The organism is Streptomyces sp. NPDC046909 (genome assembly GCF_040644695.1).
Taxonomy (GTDB): Bacteria; Actinomycetota; Actinomycetes; order Streptomycetales; family Streptomycetaceae; genus Streptomyces.
This window is the reverse complement of record NZ_JBEYXC010000011.1, coordinates 15823-32072: the sequence shown is the minus strand read 5'-3', so window position 1 is coordinate 32072 and position 16250 is coordinate 15823. Positions and strand designations below refer to the sequence as shown.

Below are 16250 nucleotides of genomic sequence, written 5' to 3'. Positions count from 1 at the left end.
TGAGCGTCAGCGCCGAGCGTCGGCGAGAGATTCCTTCGCCTTCGCGGCCACGTTCTCGGCAGTGAAGCCGAACTCCTGGAAGAGGACCTTGCCGTCGGCGGAAGCACCGAAGTGCTCCAGGGAAACGATGCGGCCGGCGTCCCCGACGTACTTGTGCCACGTCAGACCGATACCGGCCTCGACCGCGACACGCGCCTTCACGGAGGGCGGCAGGACGCTGTCCCGGTACCCCTGGTCCTGCTCCTCGAACCACTCCACGGACGGCATGGACACCACACGCGTCGGCACACCGTCGGCCTCCAGCGCCTCGCGCGCCTCGACGGCGACGTGCACCTCGGAGCCGGTGGCGATGAGGACGACCTCGGGCGAGCCGTTGGAGGCCTCGAACAGGACGTAACCGCCCTTGACCGCGTCCTCGTTGGGCTCGTACGTCGGCACGCCCTGACGGGTCAGCGCCAGACCGTGCGGGGCGCCCTTGCCGAACTCCTTCGTCCAGCGCTTGAGGATCTCGCGCCAGGCGATCGCGGTCTCGTTGGCGTCGGCCGGGCGGACCACGTTCAGGCCCGGGATGGCGCGCAGCGAGGCGAGGTGCTCGACCGGCTGGTGGGTCGGGCCGTCCTCGCCGAGACCGATGGAGTCGTGCGTCCACACGTACGTCACCGGCAGGTGCATCAGGGCCGACAGGCGGACGGCGTTGCGCATGTAGTCGGAGAACACGAGGAACGTGCCGCCGTAGATACGGGTGTTGCCGTGCAGCGCGATGCCGTTCATCTCCGCGGCCATGGAGTGCTCGCGGATGCCGAAGTGGATCGTGCGCCCGTACGGCTGGGCCTCGGGCAGCGGGTTGTCGGCCGGCAGGAACGAGCTGTTCTTGTCGATCGTCGTGTTGTTCGAGCCGGCGAGGTCGGCGGAGCCGCCCCACAGCTCGGGGATGACCGCGCCGAGCGCCTGGAGCACCTTGCCGGAGGCGGCACGCGTGGCGACACCCTTGCCGGGCTCGAAGACCGGGAGCTTGTCCTCCCAGCCCTTGGGCAGCTCGCCCGCGACGATGCGGTCGAACTCGGCGGCGCGCTCGGCGTTGTTGTCGCGCCACTCCTGGAGCTGCTTCTCCCACTCCGCCTTGGCCTCACGACCGCGGTCGAGAGCCTGGCGGGTGTGGTTGATGACCGCCTCGGAGACCTCGAAGGACTGCTCCGGGTCGAAGCCGAGGACGCGCTTGGTGGCGGCCACCTCGTCGTCGCCGAGCGCCGAGCCGTGCGCGGCCTCGGTGTTCTGCGCATTCGGGGCGGGCCAGGCGATGATCGAGCGCATCGCGATGAAGGACGGCTTGTCCGTCACCTGCTTCGCGGCCTCGATCGCGTTGTACAGGGCGTGCGGGTCGAGGTCGCCGTCCGGCTTCGGGGCGACCCGCTGGACGTGCCAGCCGTACGCCTCGTAGCGCTTGACGGTGTCCTCGGAGACGGCCGTCTCGGTGTCGCCCTCGATGGAGATGTGGTTGTCGTCCCACAGCAGGATGACGTTGCCGAGCTTCTGGTGACCGGCCAGCGAGGACGCCTCCGCGGAGATGCCCTCCTGGAGACAGCCGTCACCGGCGATGACGTACACGAAGTGGTCGAACGGCGACTCGCCCTCGGCGGCCTCCGGGTCGAACAGACCGCGCTCGTAGCGGGCGGCCATCGCCATGCCGACGGCGTTGGCGACACCCTGGCCCAGCGGACCGGTCGTCGTCTCGACGCCCTTGGTGTGGCCGTACTCCGGGTGACCCGGGGTCTTCGAGCCCCAGGTCCGGAAAGCCTTCAGGTCGTCCAGCTCCAGGCCGAAACCGGCCAGGTAGAGCTGCGTGTAGAGGGTCAGGGACGAGTGGCCCGCGGACAGCACGAACCGGTCGCGGCCCACCCACTCGGGGTCGGCGGGGTCGTGCCGCATCACCTTCTGGAAGAGGGTGTAGGCGGCGGGCGCGAGGCTCATCGCCGTACCCGGATGGCCGTTGCCGACCTTCTGTACGGCGTCGGCGGCCAGGACGCGGGCGGTGTCGACGGCCCGCTGGTCCAACTCGGTCCACTCGAGGTCTGTGGTGGTCGGCTTGGTGCTCACCCTGGGTCAGGGCTCCTCTCCACATGTCACGCATGTCGAAATGCCGGTGCACGGGGCGCCCCGGCCGTTGTCGAGCCTACCCCCGTATGTACGTGCGTTTTTGCGCGTCATTCCAGACTGCCGGGCGTCGCGACGATCCGCCTCCTGACTGGGCCGAATCGCCATTCGGCAACTGAATACGGCCCCGCTCGTTCGAGTGCTCAACCGAGTGCCGATCAGCTCTTCCGACGAGCTCTCGAACGGGTGCCGGCGGGCCCTTCCGGAGGGCGCCGATCAGCCCTTCCGGGGGTGCTCCCCAACACGACCCCACCCCCGCGAATGTCGGGGTATGGGCAACGTCTACAGTGGCGTGGTACGCGCGGGCCTTTACCGGGACTTCACACGGGGAGGCTTGCTGGGATGTCTCTGTAGGGGTGTGCGTGACGGCCGTCGAATCCCGTCCAGCCGGGGTGCTGGGGGAGAGCAAGAGCTCGAGTCACCGGCCGTTCGGGGCCCGTGTCAAGGCATTCGTGGCCCTCACCAAGCCCCGGATCATCGAGCTGCTGCTGATCACCACGGTGCCGGTGATGTTCCTCGCCGAGCAGGGCGTGCCCGACCTGACGCTGGTGCTGCTCACCTGCGTCGGCGGCTACCTCTCCGCGGGCGGCGCCAACGCGCTGAACATGTACATCGACCGCGACATCGACGCGCTCATGGACCGCACCTCGCAGAGACCGCTGGTCACCGGCATGGTCTCGCCGCGCGAGTGCCTCGCCTTCGGCATCACCCTCGCGATCGTCTCCACGCTCCTGTTCGGCCTCGCCGTCAACTGGCTGTCCGCCTGGCTGTCCCTCGGCGCGCTCCTCTTCTACGTCGTCGTCTACACGATGATCCTCAAGCGCCGTACCTCGCAGAACATCGTGTGGGGCGGCATCGCCGGCTGCCTCCCGGTCCTCATCGGCTGGTCCTCCGTCACGAACTCCATGTCGTGGGCGCCGGTCATCCTCTTCCTCGTCATGTTCTTCTGGACGCCGCCGCACTACTGGCCGCTGTCCATGAAGGTGAAAGAGGACTACGCGCGCGTGGGCGTCCCGATGCTCCCGGTCGTCGCCTCCAACAAGGTGGTCGCCAAGCAGATCGTGATCTACAGCTGGGTCATGGTCGCCGTCTCCCTCCTCCTCACCCCCCTCGGCTACACGGGCTGGTTCTACACGCTCGTCGCGCTGCTGGCGGGCGGCTTCTGGCTGTGGGAGGCACACGGCCTCCAGAACCGGGCCAAGGCCGAGGTGACGGGCGCGAAGCTCAAGGAGATGCGCCTGTTCCACTGGTCGATCACCTACGTGTCGATCCTGTTCCTGGCCGTGGCGGTCGACCCGTTCCTGCGCTGAGACCGTGCGGGCGTATGTCACACGGCCCTGCCCTCGCCAGTCGATCTACCCGTGAGTAGCATCCTGCCCATGGCAGACACGCAGCAGGTTGACGCGAAGGCCGCGGAGAAGGCGGACCGCAAGGCGGCCAAGCTCGCCAAGCAGATCGGCGCCTTCTCCAAGGCACACGGCGGGGCCGAGGGCCAGGTGGCCTACATCGGCCAGCGCGGCGCCCGGATCGCCCTCGTCGGCGAGGACGGCGACTGGGGCAACCTCGTCGCCCCCACCTACGAGATCGCCCAGAAGGCGGTCGAGAAGGCCGGCATCACCGTCCACGAGGACTTCGACGGCGAGTTCGCGGCGAAGGTCCGGACGGGCCGGTACGAGTGGACGCGCATGGCGGGCATCCAGGTCGGCGGCCCGAGCAACGGCTAAGCCTTCGCCGCGCTTCCGGCTGAGTTTTTTCGGCTTTTCGCACGGGGTGTGCGGTGGCGCCACCTAGCACCCGGTTCACCCGTTAGGACCTGTAAGACACCACGGTCCAGCCACGGGAGTCCGGATGATCGAAACGCCGTCCCTCGTGGACCAGTACTGCCACGGCGTACTGAGAACCGAGCTGGGCCTCGGCACCTTCGAGGCCCAGCTGGCCCGTACCGAGGGGCCGCCCGCCCCCGGTACGACCCTCTTCGACACCCAGACGGGTTTCGCCGTACGACGATGGTGTCCCCCTCTCCTCGGCCTGGAACCGCACTGCCCGCCCGCCCGCTATCTCGCCCGGCGCCGTGAACTCGGCGTACTGGAGGCGGGCCGTCGGCTGCTGCGGGGCAGTGGCATCACGACGTATCTCGTCGACACGGGACTGCCCGGCGATCTGACCGGCCCCGGCGAGATGGCCGCGTCCTCGGACGCCGAGGCCCGTGAGATCGTGCGCCTCGAACTCCTCGCCGAACAGGTCGCCGACACCTCCGGCACGGTCGAGTCCTTCCTCGCCAACCTCGCCGAGTCGGTGCACGGCGCGGCGGTCGACGCGGTCGCCTTCACCTCGGTGGCGGGCGTACGGCACGGTCTGGCGCTGGCGCCCGAACCGCCGGGGCCGGGAGAGGTGCGGGGCGCGGCGGGACGTTGGCTGGCGGGGCGCAGGGTCGGAGGGGAGCTGTCGGATCCCGTTCTGCTGCGGCACCTGCTGTGGATCGCGGTCGCGTCCGGGCTGCCGCTTCAGCTGCACGCCGGACTCGGTGAACCGGGGCTGCGGATCGACCGTACCGACCCGGTCCTGCTCACCGACTTCGTCCGCGCCACGGCAGGCCTCGGCACCGATCTCGTCCTCCTCCACGGCTACCCGTACCACCGTCACGCCGCCCACCTCGCCGGCGTCTTCCCGCACGTCTACGCCGACTCGGGCGCCGCCCTGGTCCGCACCGGCGCCCGCGCGGCGACGGTCCTCGCCGAGATCCTCGAACTCGCCCCCTTCGGCAAGATCCTCTTCTCCAGCGGTGCCCAGGGTCTGCCCGAACTGCATGTCGTGGGCGCGCGGCTGTTCCGCGAGGCGCTGGCCAGGGTGCTGGGCAACTGGGTCGCGGAGGGGGCGTGGTCGCTGGCGGACGCGCAGCGGGTCGCCGGGCTGATCGCGGCGGGGAACGCGCGGAGGGTGTACGGGCTGGAGTGAGCGGTACGGGTGTACAGACCGGGTGGGCTGTACAGGATGGGGACATGCAGACCGACGCGTTACTCGACCGCTTCCTGTCCGGCCTCGCCTCCTTGGACCCGCTCGCGGTGTGGGCGCACGGGTCGCTCGCCGGCGGGGACTACCAGGAGGGCCGCAGCGACCTGGACCTGATCGCCGTACTGGACCGTCCGATCTCGGCGCGGACCGTTTGGGGGCTCGCAACGCTGCACGCCCGACTTCGGCACGAGCCGCTCGCCGCGCAGCTGCACTGCACGTATCTGACGCCGGACGCCGTCGACGACTCCCGGCGGTCCCATCTGACCTGGGCGCACGAGATGCTGTTCAGGCGGCCGGTCACCCCGGTGACCCGGCGGGAGCTGCACACCTTCGGGCGGGTGCTGCACGGGAAGGCGCCGACCGGGCTGCTGCCGCCGGTACTGGATCTCGAACTCGACGAGTTCGTCGTACGGGACCAGCGTGACTTCTGGCGCCCCAAGCTCGCGAAGCCGGAGCGGTGGCGGCAGGCCCCCTGGGTCGACGTGGGACTGACGACCTTCGCGCGCGCGACCGCGACCCTGCGCGACGGACGGCTCCTCTCCAAGCGGGAGGCGCTGGAGCTGCTGCCGGAGCTCGGTGCGCCCGTCGAGGTCGTCGAGGACATCCGCAGGCGGCGGTACGAGGACCCCGCGCCGCCCACCCGGGAGTGGACGGCACGCAGGGGCGAGCTGACCCGGGCCTACTTGGGACCGGCGATCGACGAGCTCGTGGCGGCGTACGCCTGATCCGGGAGCCGCACCTCGACCTCGGGGCGTTCGCGCAGGGCCAGCAGGACGCGCAGGACCGCGATCCAGACCAGGCAGGAGCCGAACATGTGGAGGCCGACCAGGACCTCGGGGAGGTCGGTGAAGTACTGGACGTAGCCGATGACGCCCTGGGAGAGGAGGACCAGGAAGAGGTCGCGGGTGCGGTCCAGGGGGCCCTTGGGGGCGTCGACCGCCTTGAGGACGAACCACAGGGCGAAGGTCAGCGTCACCACGATCCAGGCGAGCACCGCGTGCAGCTTGCTGACCGTCTCCCAGTCCAGCGGCATCCGCTCGACCTCGCTGGAGTCACCCGCGTGCGGGCCCGAACCGGTCACGACCGTGCCCACCGCGATCAGCAGCACGGCCGCGGCCACCAGGAACCACACCAGCTGCTGCACCGACTTGCCGACCAGCGGACGCGGCACGTCGTCACCCTCCCGGGTGCGCTGCCACATCACCGTGGCGACCGCGATCAGGGCGGAGGAGAGCAGGAAGTGCGCGGCGACCGTGTACGGGTTGAGGCCGACCAGGACGACGACGCCGCCGAGGATCGCGTTGCTCATCACGACCCAGAACTGCGCCCAGCCCAGCCGGGTGAGGCTGCGCCGGTACGGCTTCTCCGAGCGCGCGGCGATGATCGCCCAGCCGACGGCGGCGCACAGGACGTACGTCAGCATGCGGTTGCCGAACTCGATCACGCCGTGCACGCCCATGGCGCTCGTGGTGGTGAGCGAGTCGTCGGTGCACTTGGGCCAGGTCGGGCAGCCGAGCCCCGAGCCGGTGAGCCGCACCGCGCCTCCGGTGACCACGATGACCACCGACATGACGAGCGCGGCGAGAGCCGCCCGCTGCACCGTCCGGGGATCCGGGGTCCAGCGTGCGGCGATGAAGGCGAGCGGGTTGCGCACGGCGGCTGCGGCGTCAGCGCGGGTCAGGTTTGGCACGCGCACCATCGTAGGCCGCCGCTTGTGCACGCTTTCACGAGGGTCCATGGTCCCTCCCGCTCCCAACCGCTCCCGGCCCTACTCCCAGCGGAAGAACTTTCCCGCCGCCGCCAGGCCCACGACCGCCCACACCGTGAGAATCCCCAGGTCACCCCACGGCATCCCGGCCCCGTGCTGCAACACGTCCCGCAGGCCGTCCGACAACGCCGAGATGGGGAGCAGGCCGAGGACGTCCTGCGCGCCGGCGGGGAACTTGTCCATCGGGACGATGACGCCGCCGCCGACGAGGAGGAGCAGGAAGACCAGGTTGGCGGCGGCGAGCGTCGCCTCCGCCTTCAGGGTGCCCGCCATCAGGAGGCCCAGGCCCGAGAAGGCGGCCGTGCCCAGGATCAGCGACAGCAGCACGGCCGCCGGATTCCCCTGGGGGTCCCAGCCCAGCGCGAAGGCGATCACCGTCAGGAGGGCGATCTGGAGGATCTCCGTGACCAGGACCGACGCCGTCTTCGCCGTCATCAGGCCCCAGCGGGGGAGCGGGGAGGCGGCGAGGCGCTTCAGGACGCCGTAGCGGCGCTCGAAGCCCGTCGCGATCGCCTGGCCCGTGAAGGCCGTGGACATCACCGCGAGCGCGAGGATGCCGGGGGTCAGGAAGTCGACCGCGTCGCCCGCGCCCGTGTCCACGATGTCGACCGAGCTGAACAGGACCAGGAGGAGGGTCGGGATCACGACGGTCAGCAGCAGCTGTTCGCCGTTGCGCAGGAGCATCTTCGTCTCCAGCGCCGCCTGCGCCGCGATCATGCGCCCCATCGGCGCCGCGCCCGGCTTCGGGGTGTAGACACCGGTCGTGGTCACGAGCGCAACTCCTTGCCGGTCAGCTCCAGGAATACGTCTTCCAGCGTGTGCCGTTCGACCGAGATCTTCTCCGGCATCACGCCGTGCTGCGCACACCAGGAGGTGACGGTGGCCAGCAGCTGCGGGTCGACCTTGCCGCCGACCCGGTAGGAGCCCGGCGTCAGCTCCGCCGCCGTGCAGTCCGCCGGGAGCGCCTTCAGCAGCGAGCCCACATCGAGCCCCGGGCGGCCGGTGAAGCGGAGGGTGTTCTCGGCGCCGCCCTTGCACAGCTCCTCGGGGGAGCCCTGGGCGATGACCTTGCCCGCGTCGATGATCGCGACGTCGTCGGCGAGCTGCTCGGCCTCGTCCATGTGGTGCGTGGTGAGGATGACGGAGACGCCGTCGGCGCGCAGATCGCGGACCAGGTCCCAGGTGGCGTGCCGGGCCTGCGGGTCGAGACCGGCGGTCGGCTCGTCGAGGAACACCAGCTCCGGGCGGCCCACCACGGCCATCGCGAGCGCGAGGCGCTGCTGCTGGCCGCCCGAGAGACGGCGGTACGTGGTCCGGCCGCAACTGCCGAGACCCAGGCGCTCGATGAGCGCGTCCACGTCCAGCGGGTGGGCGTGCAGCTTGGCGACATGGCGCAGCATCTCGTCCGCGCGGGCGCCCGAGTAGACGCCACCGGACTGGAGCATCACGCCGATCCGGGTGTGCAGTGCGCGGGACTGTCTCACCGGGTCGAGGCCCAGGACGCGCACCGTGCCGGAGTCCGGCTTCCGGTACCCCTCGCAGGTCTCGACCGTGGTCGTCTTGCCCGCCCCGTTGGGACCGAGTACGGCGGTCACCCCCGCCGCGGCCACCAGGTCGAGGCCGTTCACCGCGGTCTTCGTGCCGTACCGCTTCACCAGGGCCTGGACCTGGACCACGGGCTCACTTCGCATGGCTCAAGAGTCTAGGTACGCGCTCGGCTCCTCAGGCGGGCGGGTGCGGGATCTCCTCCTCACGGGGCCGGTGCACCGCCAGCCACCGCTCCGCGTACGCCACCGCGTCGGCCACCGGGAACAGCCGCGCGTCGGCCGCGCCCACCTTGCCCCGTACGACGGGACGGTCCCGCTCGAAGTCGTGCCCCAGCTCGTCGAAGCGGTCGGAGGAGATGGACACCTCGGTCACCGTCTCCCAGCCGGTCGGGCCCGGGCGGCCGACCTTCACGAGCGGGGACGGTATGCGGTACTCGGCGAGATGGAAGCTGGTGCAGGTGTCGTAGCCGGCGCCGAGGAGGAGCACGCGCGCGTGGCGGGCTTCGAGACGGGCCAGGGGGCTCTGTTCGCCGAGGCGGCAGTCGGTGGCGTGTCCGTCGATCACCTCACGCGCGTGTGCGCCGATCGCCGCGAACGACGTCTGCGGGTGCGCGCTGCGCAGGGCGCCGGGCCAGGTGCGGACGGTCTCCGGGAGCACGCCGACGTGGCGGCAGGGGGTGACCTGGGGGTCGTACGGCGGCATGGACGCGCGGATCGGCTCCCACCACTCCTCGGGCACCGGCGGGTTTCCCCACAGGGCCGGGTCCGAGAGCTCGCCGGTCTGGGTGGGGACCACGAGGGTGCCCGTCGGGCCGAGAGCGTCGAGGAGTCCCTGGACGACGGCTACAGGGCCGCCGCAGACCCAGCCGAGCGACTTCAGGGAGGAGTGGACGAGGAGGGTCTCGCCGTCGCGTACGCCCAGCTCGCGCAGCTGTGCGGCGACTGTGCCGCGGGTGACAAGAGGGCCGGTCGGAGGGGGTGTGGGCATGGTTCTGGAGTGTCCCGGAAGGGGGTCGGGGATGCCACCGAATTGATCGATCAAAGATCGTTTCCGCAGGTCAGGTTAGCTTTACCTAAGTGATGCACCGCACCGTCGATCGGCGCGGACGCGGGTTGCCCGGCTCTGAGGAATTACGCAACAATGGCGTTGTGAAAAACGTCGGCGAGGCTCGGGAGACCCCCACGGGGGCCCCTCAGGAGGAGCTCGCGACCGGGGAGCGCTCGACGCGCAACCGTGTCGCGCGGTCCATCCTGGACCACGGGCCGTCGACCGTCGCCGAGCTGGCCGGGCGGCTGGGCCTCACCCAGGCCGCCGTACGCAGGCATCTCGACGCGCTGGTCGCCGACGACGTCGTGGAGGCACGCGAGCAGCGGGTCTACGGCGCACGCACGCGTGGCCGTCCCGCGAAGGTCTTCGCGCTCACCGACTGCGGCCGGGACGCCTTCGACCAGTCCTACGACAAGCTCGCCGCGGACGCCCTCAACTTCATCAGGGAGCGCTTCGGCGGGGACGAGGCCGTCATCGCCTTCGCGCGCGCCAGGATCGCCGAGCAGGCGACCGCGTACCGACGGGCCATCGAGTCCGCCGCCCCCGAGGAGCGGACCGAAGCCCTGGCCAAGGCCTTGAGCGCGGACGGGTACGCTGCTACGGCGCGCAGCGCACCGGTCGGCGAGCAGCTGTGCCAGCACCACTGCCCCGTCGCCCACGTCGCGGAAAAGTTCCCGCAGCTCTGCGAGGCGGAGACCGAGATCTTCTCCCAGCTGCTCGGAACGCACGTCCAGCGACTGGCGACCATCGCGCACGGTGACGGCGTCTGCACGACGTTCATCCCAAAGATTTCCCACACCACACATAACGCATCTGCAAGCACGGCCGGGAGGAACCCCGCATGACTCTCCCCATCGAGGAGACTGCCCACCCCGAGCTCGAGGGCCTGGGTAAGTACGAATACGGCTGGGCGGACTCCGACACGGCCGGTGCATCGGCGCGACGCGGCATCAACGAGGACGTCGTCCGCGACATCTCCGCCAAGAAGTCCGAGCCGGAGTGGATGACCAAGCTCCGCCTGAAGGGCCTGCGCCTGTTCGACAAGAAGCCCATGCCGAACTGGGGCTCCGACCTCTCCGGCATCGACTTCGACAACATCAAGTACTTCGTGCGCTCCACGGAGAAGCAGGCGGAGTCCTGGGAGGACCTGCCCGAGGACATCAAGAACACGTACGACAAGCTCGGCATCCCCGAGGCGGAGAAGCAGCGCCTCGTCGCCGGTGTCGCGGCCCAGTACGAGTCCGAGGTCGTCTACCACCAGATCCGCGAGGACCTGGAGGAGCAGGGCGTCATCTTCCTCGACACCGACACCGCCCTCAAGGAGCACCCGGAGCTCTTCAAGGAGTACTTCGGCACCGTCATCCCGGTCGGCGACAACAAGTTCGCGTCGCTGAACACCGCGGTGTGGTCCGGCGGCTCCTTCATCTACGTGCCGAAGGGCGTGCACGTCGAGATCCCGCTCCAGGCCTACTTCCGTATCAACACGGAGAACATGGGCCAGTTCGAGCGGACGCTGATCATCGTCGACGAGGGTGCCTACGTGCACTACGTCGAGGGCTGTACGGCGCCGATCTACAAGTCGGACTCGCTGCACTCCGCGGTCGTCGAGATCATCGTCAAGAAGAACGCCCGCTGCCGCTACACGACCATCCAGAACTGGTCGAACAACGTCTACAACCTGGTCACCAAGCGCGCCGTGGCGTACGAGGGCGCGACCATGGAGTGGATCGACGGCAACATCGGCTCCAAGGTCACCATGAAGTACCCGGCCGTCTACCTGATGGGCGAGCACGCCAAGGGCGAGACCCTCTCCATCGCCTTCGCGGGCGAGGGGCAGCACCAGGACGCCGGCTCCAAGATGGTCCACATGGCGCCGAACACCTCCTCCAACATCGTGTCGAAGTCCGTCGCGCGCGGTGGCGGTCGTACGTCCTACCGCGGTCTCGTCGAGATCGGTGAGGGCGCCCACGGCTCCAAGTCCAACGTGCTGTGCGACGCGCTGCTCGTCGACACCATCTCCCGCTCCGACACGTACCCCTACGTGGACGTCCGCGAGGACGACGTGTCCATGGGCCACGAGGCGACCGTCTCCAAGGTCTCCGAGGACCAGCTCTTCTACCTGATGAGCCGTGGTCTGAGCGAGTTCGAGGCGATGGCGATGATCGTGCGCGGCTTCGTCGAGCCCATCGCGAAGGAGCTGCCGATGGAGTACGCCCTTGAGCTCAACCGGCTGATCGAGCTCCAGATGGAGGGCGCGGTCGGTTAACACCGGCCCGGTGGGCCGACACCGGCCCACCCCTCCGTCGTAAGTCTTATAAGCGTCAGGAAGAGAGCAAACCGACAGCCATGGCTGAGGCTCAGAACATCCCGGTGGGGTCCACCACCGCCGGCTCGATCGCGGTGGCCGCCGAGTCGACCGTCGCCACGCGCATGAGCGCGCCCCCGTCCTTCGACGTGGCGGACTTCCCGGTCCCGCACGGCCGCGAGGAGGAGTGGCGGTTCACCCCGCTGGAGCGCCTGCGCGGGCTGCACGACGGCACCGCGGTCGCGACCGGCGAGGGCGTGAAGGTGGACATCCAGGCGCCCGAGGGCGTCACCGTCGAGCTCGTCGGCCGTGACGACCCGCGCCTCGGCAAGGCGGGCACCCCCGTGGACCGCGTCGCCGCCCAGGCGTACTCGTCCTTCGAGCGGGCCGGTGTCATCTCCGTCCCCAAGGAGGCGGTGCTCACTGAGCCGATCCGGATCGCCGTGCACGGCGAGGGTGGTGTCGCCTACGCCCACCAGCTGATCGAGCTGGGCGACTTCGCCGAGGCCGTCGTGGTCATCGACCACACCGGTGACGTGGTGACCGCCGCCAACGTGGACTTCGTCCTCGGCGACGGCGCCAAGCTGACCGTCGTCTCCGTCCAGGACTGGGACGACAAGGCCGTCCACGTGGCGCAGCACAACGCGCTCATCGGCCGGGACGCCTCCTTCAAGTCCGTGGTCGTCACCTTCGGCGGCGACCTCGTACGGCTGCACCCGCGGGTCGCGTACGCCGGTACCGGTGGTGAGGCCGAGCTCTTCGGGCTCTACTTCACCGATGCCGGCCAGCACCAGGAGCACCGCCTCCTGGTCGACCACAACACCCCGCACTGCAAGTCCAACGTCGTCTACAAGGGCGCGCTCCAGGGCGACGACGCGCACGCCGTGTGGATCGGTGACGTGCTCATCGAGGCCAAGGCCGAGGGCACCGACACCTACGAGATGAACCGGAACCTCGTCCTCACGGACGGCGCCCGGGTCGACTCGGTGCCGAACCTGGAGATCGAGACCGGCGAGATCGTCGGCGCCGGCCACGCCTCCGCGACTGGCCGCTTCGACGACGAGCAGCTCTTCTACCTGATGGCCCGCGGCATCCCCGCCGACGAGGCCCGTCGCCTGGTGGTCCGCGGCTTCTTCGCCGAGCTGGTCCAGCAGATCGGCGTCGAGGACATCGAGACTCGGCTGCTCGAAAAGATCGAGGCCGAGCTGGAGGCCACGGTCTGATGAGCTTCGTACGCGCCTGTGGGCTGAGCGAGCTGGAGGAGGACACCCCGAAGCGGGTGGAACTCGACGGCACGCCGGTCTCGGTCGTGCGGACCGAGGGCGAGGTGTTCGCCATCCACGACATCTGCTCCCACGCGAACGTCTCCCTCTCCGAGGGCGAGGTGGAGGACTGCCAGATCGAGTGCTGGCTGCACGGCTCCGCGTTCGACCTCCGCACCGGCAAGCCGTCCGGCCTTCCCGCGACGCGCCCCGTCCCCGTATACCCCGTAAAGATCGAAGGGGACGACGTGCTCGTCTCCCTCAACCAGGAGTCCTGAGGCACCCATGGCAACGCTTGAAATCCGCGACCTGCACGTCACCGTCGAGGCCGACAACGCCACGAAGGAGATCCTCAAGGGCGTCGACCTGACCGTGAAGCAGGGCGAGACGCACGCCATCATGGGCCCCAACGGCTCCGGCAAGTCGACCCTCGCCTACTCGCTGGCCGGTCACCCGAAGTACACGATCACCGGCGGCACCGTGCTGCTCGACGGCGAGGACGTCCTGGAGATGTCCGTCGACGAGCGCGCCCGCGCGGGCCTGTTCCTGGCGATGCAGTACCCGGTCGAGGTCCCGGGTGTCTCCGTCTCCAACTTCCTCCGCACCTCCGCCACCGCCATCCGCGGCGAGGCCCCCAAGCTGCGCACCTGGGTGAAGGAGGTCAAGGAGGCCATGGAGCGCCTCAACATGGACCCCTCCTTCGCCGAGCGCAACGTCAACGAGGGTTTCTCCGGCGGTGAGAAGAAGCGCCACGAGATCCTCCAGCTGGAGCTGCTCAAGCCGAAGGTCGCGATCCTCGACGAGACGGACTCCGGTCTGGACGTCGACGCTCTTCGCATCGTCTCCGAGGGCGTCAACCGCGTCCGCGAGACCGGCGAGGTCGGCACCCTGCTGATCACGCACTACACGCGCATCCTGCGCTACATCAAGCCCGACCACGTGCACGTGTTCGCCAACGGCAAGATCGTCGAGTCGGGTGGCCCCGAGCTCGCCGACAAGCTGGAGGCCGAGGGCTACGAGGCTTACACGAAGGGTGGCGCATCCGCGTGACACAGCTGCCGGGCCTCCTCGACACCGAGGCGATCCGCAAGGACTTCCCCATCCTGGACCGCCAGGTCCACGACGGTAAGAAGCTCGTGTACCTGGACAACGCGGCGACCTCGCAGAAGCCGCGCCAGGTGCTGGACGCCCTGAGCGAGTACTACGAGCGCTACAACGCCAACGTCCACCGCGGTGTGCATGTGCTCGCCGAGGAGGCCACGGCGCTGTACGAGGGCGCGCGGGACAAGGTCGCGTCGTTCATCAACGCGCCCTCGCGCGACGAGGTGATCTTCACCAAGAACGCCTCCGAGTCGCTCAACCTCGTGGCCAACATGCTCGGCTGGGCCGACGAGCCCTACCGCGTGGACCACGAGACCGAGATCGTCATCACGGAGATGGAGCACCACTCCAACATCGTGCCGTGGCAGCTGCTCTCGCAGCGCACGGGCGCGAAGCTGAAGTGGTTCGGCCTGACCGACGACGGCCGTCTCGACCTCTCCAACATCGACGAGATCATCACGGAGAAGACGAAGATCGTCTCCTTCGTGCTGGTGTCGAACATCCTCGGCACGATCAACCCGGTCGAGGCGATAGTGCGCCGGGCGCAGGAGGTCGGCGCCCTGGTCTGCATCGACGCTTCGCAGGCCGCGCCGCACATGCCGCTCGACGTGCAGTCGCTCCAGGCCGACTTCGTGGCCTTCACCGGCCACAAGATGTGCGGTCCGACGGGCATCGGCGTGCTGTGGGGCCGCCAGGAGCTCCTGGAGGACCTGCCCCCGTTCCTGGGCGGCGGCGAGATGATCGAGACGGTGTCGATGCACTCGTCGACGTACGCGCCGGCTCCGCACAAGTTCGAGGCGGGTACGCCGCCGATCGCGCAGGCCGTGGGTCTGGGCGCGGCGATCGACTACCTCAACTCGATCGGCATGGACAAGATCCTCGCCCATGAGCACGCGATCACCGAGTACGCGGTCAAGCGCCTCACCGAGGTCCCGGACCTGCGGATCATCGGCCCGGCCACGGCCGAGGAGCGCGGCGCGGCGATCTCCTTCACGCTCGGCGACATCCACCCGCACGACGTGGGCCAGGTACTGGACGAGCAGGGCATCGCGGTCCGGGTGGGTCACCACTGCGCCCGCCCGGTCTGCCTCCGCTACGGAATTCCTGCGACCACGCGAGCGTCGTTCTATCTGTACTCCACGCCGGCCGAGATCGACGCACTGGTCGACGGCCTGGAGCACGTACGGAACTTCTTCGGCTGAGGAGCTGGCTGAGTCGTGAAGCTTGATTCGATGTACCAGGAAGTCATCCTGGACCACTACAAGCACCCGCACGGGCGCGGTCTTCGGGATGGCGACGCCGAGGTGCACCACGTCAACCCGACGTGCGGCGACGAGATCACGCTGCGCGTGAAGTATGCCTTCGGCGACGGTACTGCGCAGATCGCGGACATCTCGTACGAGGGCCAGGGCTGCTCGATCAGCCAGGCCTCCGCCTCCGTGCTGAACGACCTCCTCGTCGGCAAGGAGCTCGCCGAGGCGCAGAAGATCCAGGAGACCTTCCTGGAGCTGATGCAGTCCAAGGGCAAGATCGAGCCCGACGACGCCATGGAGGAGGTGCTGGAGGACGCGGTCGCGTTCGCCGGTGTCTCCAAGTACCCGGCCCGGGTCAAGTGCGCCCTCCTCAGCTGGATGGCGTGGAAGGACGCGACGGCCCAGGCCCTGGGCGGGGCCGACGCCGAAAGGAAGACGGCATGAGCGAGACGCTTGAGATGAAGCCGGCCTCGGAGGAGGAGATCCGCGAGGCGCTGTACGACGTCGTCGACCCCGAGCTGGGCATCGATGTCGTCAACCTCGGTCTGATCTACGGCATCCACATCGACGACGCGAACATCGCGACGATCGACATGACCCTGACCTCGGCGGCCTGCCCGCTGACCGATGTCATCGAGGACCAGGCCAAGTCCGCCACGGACGGCCTCGTCAACGAGCTGCGCATCAACTGGGTCTGGATGCCGCCGTGGGGCCCGGACAAGATCACGGACGACGGGCGCGAGCAGCTTCGTGCGCTCGGGTTCAACGTCTGAGAGCGATACGACGAACGGCGGTGCCCTTGG

At 69.2% G+C, this 16250-nt stretch carries 17 protein-coding genes; 12 read left to right on the top strand and 5 right to left on the bottom strand.

The window, feature by feature from the left end; translation table 11 throughout:
* Positions 1-6 precede the first annotated feature (6 nt).
* A complete protein-coding gene (gene tkt / locus ABZ928_RS32390; protein WP_361526835.1) occupies positions 7-2094 on the bottom strand; it encodes a transketolase in 2088 nt (695 codons plus the stop codon).
* Positions 2095-2507: 413 nt separating this feature from the next.
* Between tkt and ABZ928_RS32385 the strand changes: the two genes are divergently transcribed.
* The 4 genes from ABZ928_RS32385 to ABZ928_RS32370 all read left to right on the top strand — a co-directional run bounded on the left by ABZ928_RS32385 (position 2508) and on the right by ABZ928_RS32370 (position 5888).
* Positions 2508-3461 carry a heme o synthase gene (locus ABZ928_RS32385; RefSeq protein WP_361526833.1) on the top strand — a complete coding sequence of 318 codons (954 nt, stop codon included), beginning with the start codon at positions 2508-2510 and terminating at the stop codon, positions 3459-3461.
* A 69-nt stretch (positions 3462-3530) separates the two neighbouring features.
* A complete protein-coding gene (locus tag ABZ928_RS32380; RefSeq protein WP_361526831.1) occupies positions 3531-3875 on the top strand; it encodes a hypothetical protein in 345 nt (114 codons plus the stop codon).
* Positions 3876-3999: 124 nt separating this feature from the next.
* The gene (locus ABZ928_RS32375) at positions 4000-5106 is read left to right on the top strand and encodes an amidohydrolase family protein (RefSeq protein ID WP_361526829.1); all 1107 of its coding nucleotides are present in this window, start codon (positions 4000-4002) and stop codon (positions 5104-5106) included.
* 44 nt (positions 5107-5150) lie between these two features.
* A complete protein-coding gene (locus tag ABZ928_RS32370; protein WP_361526826.1) occupies positions 5151-5888 on the top strand; it encodes a nucleotidyltransferase domain-containing protein in 738 nt (245 codons plus the stop codon).
* On the opposite strand, the gene ABZ928_RS32365 is transcribed toward ABZ928_RS32370, so the two are convergent.
* From ABZ928_RS32365 to ABZ928_RS32350, 4 genes are all read right to left on the bottom strand, one after another.
* Positions 5843-6862: a COX15/CtaA family protein gene (locus ABZ928_RS32365; RefSeq protein ID WP_361526823.1), complete on the bottom strand. Its 1020-nt coding sequence runs from the start codon at positions 6860-6862 to the stop codon at positions 5843-5845. The genes ABZ928_RS32370 and ABZ928_RS32365 overlap by 46 nt on opposite strands.
* Before the next feature lie 69 nt (positions 6863-6931).
* Entirely contained in the window at positions 6932-7702 is a 771-nt protein-coding gene (locus ABZ928_RS32360; RefSeq protein ID WP_361526820.1) for an ABC transporter permease, read from the bottom strand.
* Positions 7699-8622, bottom strand: coding sequence for an ABC transporter ATP-binding protein (locus ABZ928_RS32355; RefSeq protein ID WP_361526817.1), 924 nt, complete (start codon positions 8620-8622; stop codon positions 7699-7701). The genes ABZ928_RS32360 and ABZ928_RS32355 overlap by 4 nt, the downstream gene beginning before the upstream one ends.
* Positions 8623-8653: 31 nt before the next feature.
* Positions 8654-9466 (bottom strand): AAC(3) family N-acetyltransferase, encoded by an 813-nt coding sequence (locus ABZ928_RS32350; protein WP_361526814.1) that lies wholly within the window; start codon positions 9464-9466, stop codon positions 8654-8656.
* A 161-nt stretch (positions 9467-9627) separates the two neighbouring features.
* Between ABZ928_RS32350 and ABZ928_RS32345 the strand changes: the two genes are divergently transcribed.
* The 8 genes from ABZ928_RS32345 to ABZ928_RS32310 all read left to right on the top strand — a co-directional run bounded on the left by ABZ928_RS32345 (position 9628) and on the right by ABZ928_RS32310 (position 16220).
* A complete protein-coding gene (locus ABZ928_RS32345) occupies positions 9628-10371 on the top strand; it encodes a metalloregulator ArsR/SmtB family transcription factor (protein ID WP_361526811.1) in 744 nt (247 codons plus the stop codon).
* Positions 10368-11792, top strand: coding sequence for a Fe-S cluster assembly protein SufB (gene sufB / locus ABZ928_RS32340; protein WP_361526808.1), 1425 nt, complete (start codon positions 10368-10370; stop codon positions 11790-11792). The genes ABZ928_RS32345 and sufB overlap by 4 nt, the downstream gene beginning before the upstream one ends.
* An 80-nt stretch (positions 11793-11872) precedes the next feature.
* Positions 11873-13054, top strand: a complete 1182-nt coding sequence (gene sufD / locus ABZ928_RS32335) for a Fe-S cluster assembly protein SufD (RefSeq protein WP_361526805.1) — start codon at positions 11873-11875, stop codon at positions 13052-13054.
* Positions 13054-13371, top strand: a complete 318-nt coding sequence (locus ABZ928_RS32330) for a non-heme iron oxygenase ferredoxin subunit (RefSeq protein ID WP_361526802.1) — start codon at positions 13054-13056, stop codon at positions 13369-13371. Before sufD ends, ABZ928_RS32330 begins: the two co-directional genes overlap by 1 nt.
* Before the next feature lie 7 nt (positions 13372-13378).
* Complete coding sequence (gene sufC, locus ABZ928_RS32325) at positions 13379-14143, top strand: Fe-S cluster assembly ATPase SufC (protein WP_361526799.1); 765 nt, start codon at positions 13379-13381, stop codon at positions 14141-14143.
* Positions 14140-15396: a cysteine desulfurase gene (locus ABZ928_RS32320; protein ID WP_361526796.1), complete on the top strand. Its 1257-nt coding sequence runs from the start codon at positions 14140-14142 to the stop codon at positions 15394-15396. Before sufC ends, ABZ928_RS32320 begins: the two co-directional genes overlap by 4 nt.
* Before the next feature lie 15 nt (positions 15397-15411).
* Positions 15412-15891, top strand: a complete 480-nt coding sequence (gene sufU, locus ABZ928_RS32315; protein WP_361526793.1) for a Fe-S cluster assembly sulfur transfer protein SufU — start codon at positions 15412-15414, stop codon at positions 15889-15891.
* The gene (locus ABZ928_RS32310; protein WP_079308860.1) at positions 15888-16220 is read left to right on the top strand and encodes a metal-sulfur cluster assembly factor; all 333 of its coding nucleotides are present in this window, start codon (positions 15888-15890) and stop codon (positions 16218-16220) included. Before sufU ends, ABZ928_RS32310 begins: the two co-directional genes overlap by 4 nt.
* Positions 16221-16250 lie beyond the last annotated feature (30 nt).

What these genes read in the sequence shown, in the direction of transcription:
- ABZ928_RS32380 (WP_361526831.1), top strand. Translation starts at nt 3,531, where the DNA reads ATGGCAGACACGCAGCAGGTTGACGCGAAGGCCGCGGAGAAGGCGGAC.
- ABZ928_RS32375 (WP_361526829.1), top strand. Translation starts at nt 4,000, where the DNA reads ATGATCGAAACGCCGTCCCTCGTGGACCAGTACTGCCACGGCGTACTG.
- ABZ928_RS32370 (WP_361526826.1), top strand. Translation starts at nt 5,151, where the DNA reads ATGCAGACCGACGCGTTACTCGACCGCTTCCTGTCCGGCCTCGCCTCC.
- ABZ928_RS32365 (WP_361526823.1), bottom strand. Translation starts at nt 6,862, where the DNA reads ATGGTGCGCGTGCCAAACCTGACCCGCGCTGACGCCGCAGCCGCCGTG.
- ABZ928_RS32355 (WP_361526817.1), bottom strand. Translation starts at nt 8,622, where the DNA reads ATGCGAAGTGAGCCCGTGGTCCAGGTCCAGGCCCTGGTGAAGCGGTAC.
- ABZ928_RS32350 (WP_361526814.1), bottom strand. Translation starts at nt 9,466, where the DNA reads ATGCCCACACCCCCTCCGACCGGCCCTCTTGTCACCCGCGGCACAGTC.
- sufB (WP_361526808.1), top strand. Translation starts at nt 10,368, where the DNA reads ATGACTCTCCCCATCGAGGAGACTGCCCACCCCGAGCTCGAGGGCCTG.
- sufD (WP_361526805.1), top strand. Translation starts at nt 11,873, where the DNA reads ATGGCTGAGGCTCAGAACATCCCGGTGGGGTCCACCACCGCCGGCTCG.
- ABZ928_RS32330 (WP_361526802.1), top strand. Translation starts at nt 13,054, where the DNA reads ATGAGCTTCGTACGCGCCTGTGGGCTGAGCGAGCTGGAGGAGGACACC.
- sufC (WP_361526799.1), top strand. Translation starts at nt 13,379, where the DNA reads ATGGCAACGCTTGAAATCCGCGACCTGCACGTCACCGTCGAGGCCGAC.
- ABZ928_RS32310 (WP_079308860.1), top strand. Translation starts at nt 15,888, where the DNA reads ATGAGCGAGACGCTTGAGATGAAGCCGGCCTCGGAGGAGGAGATCCGC.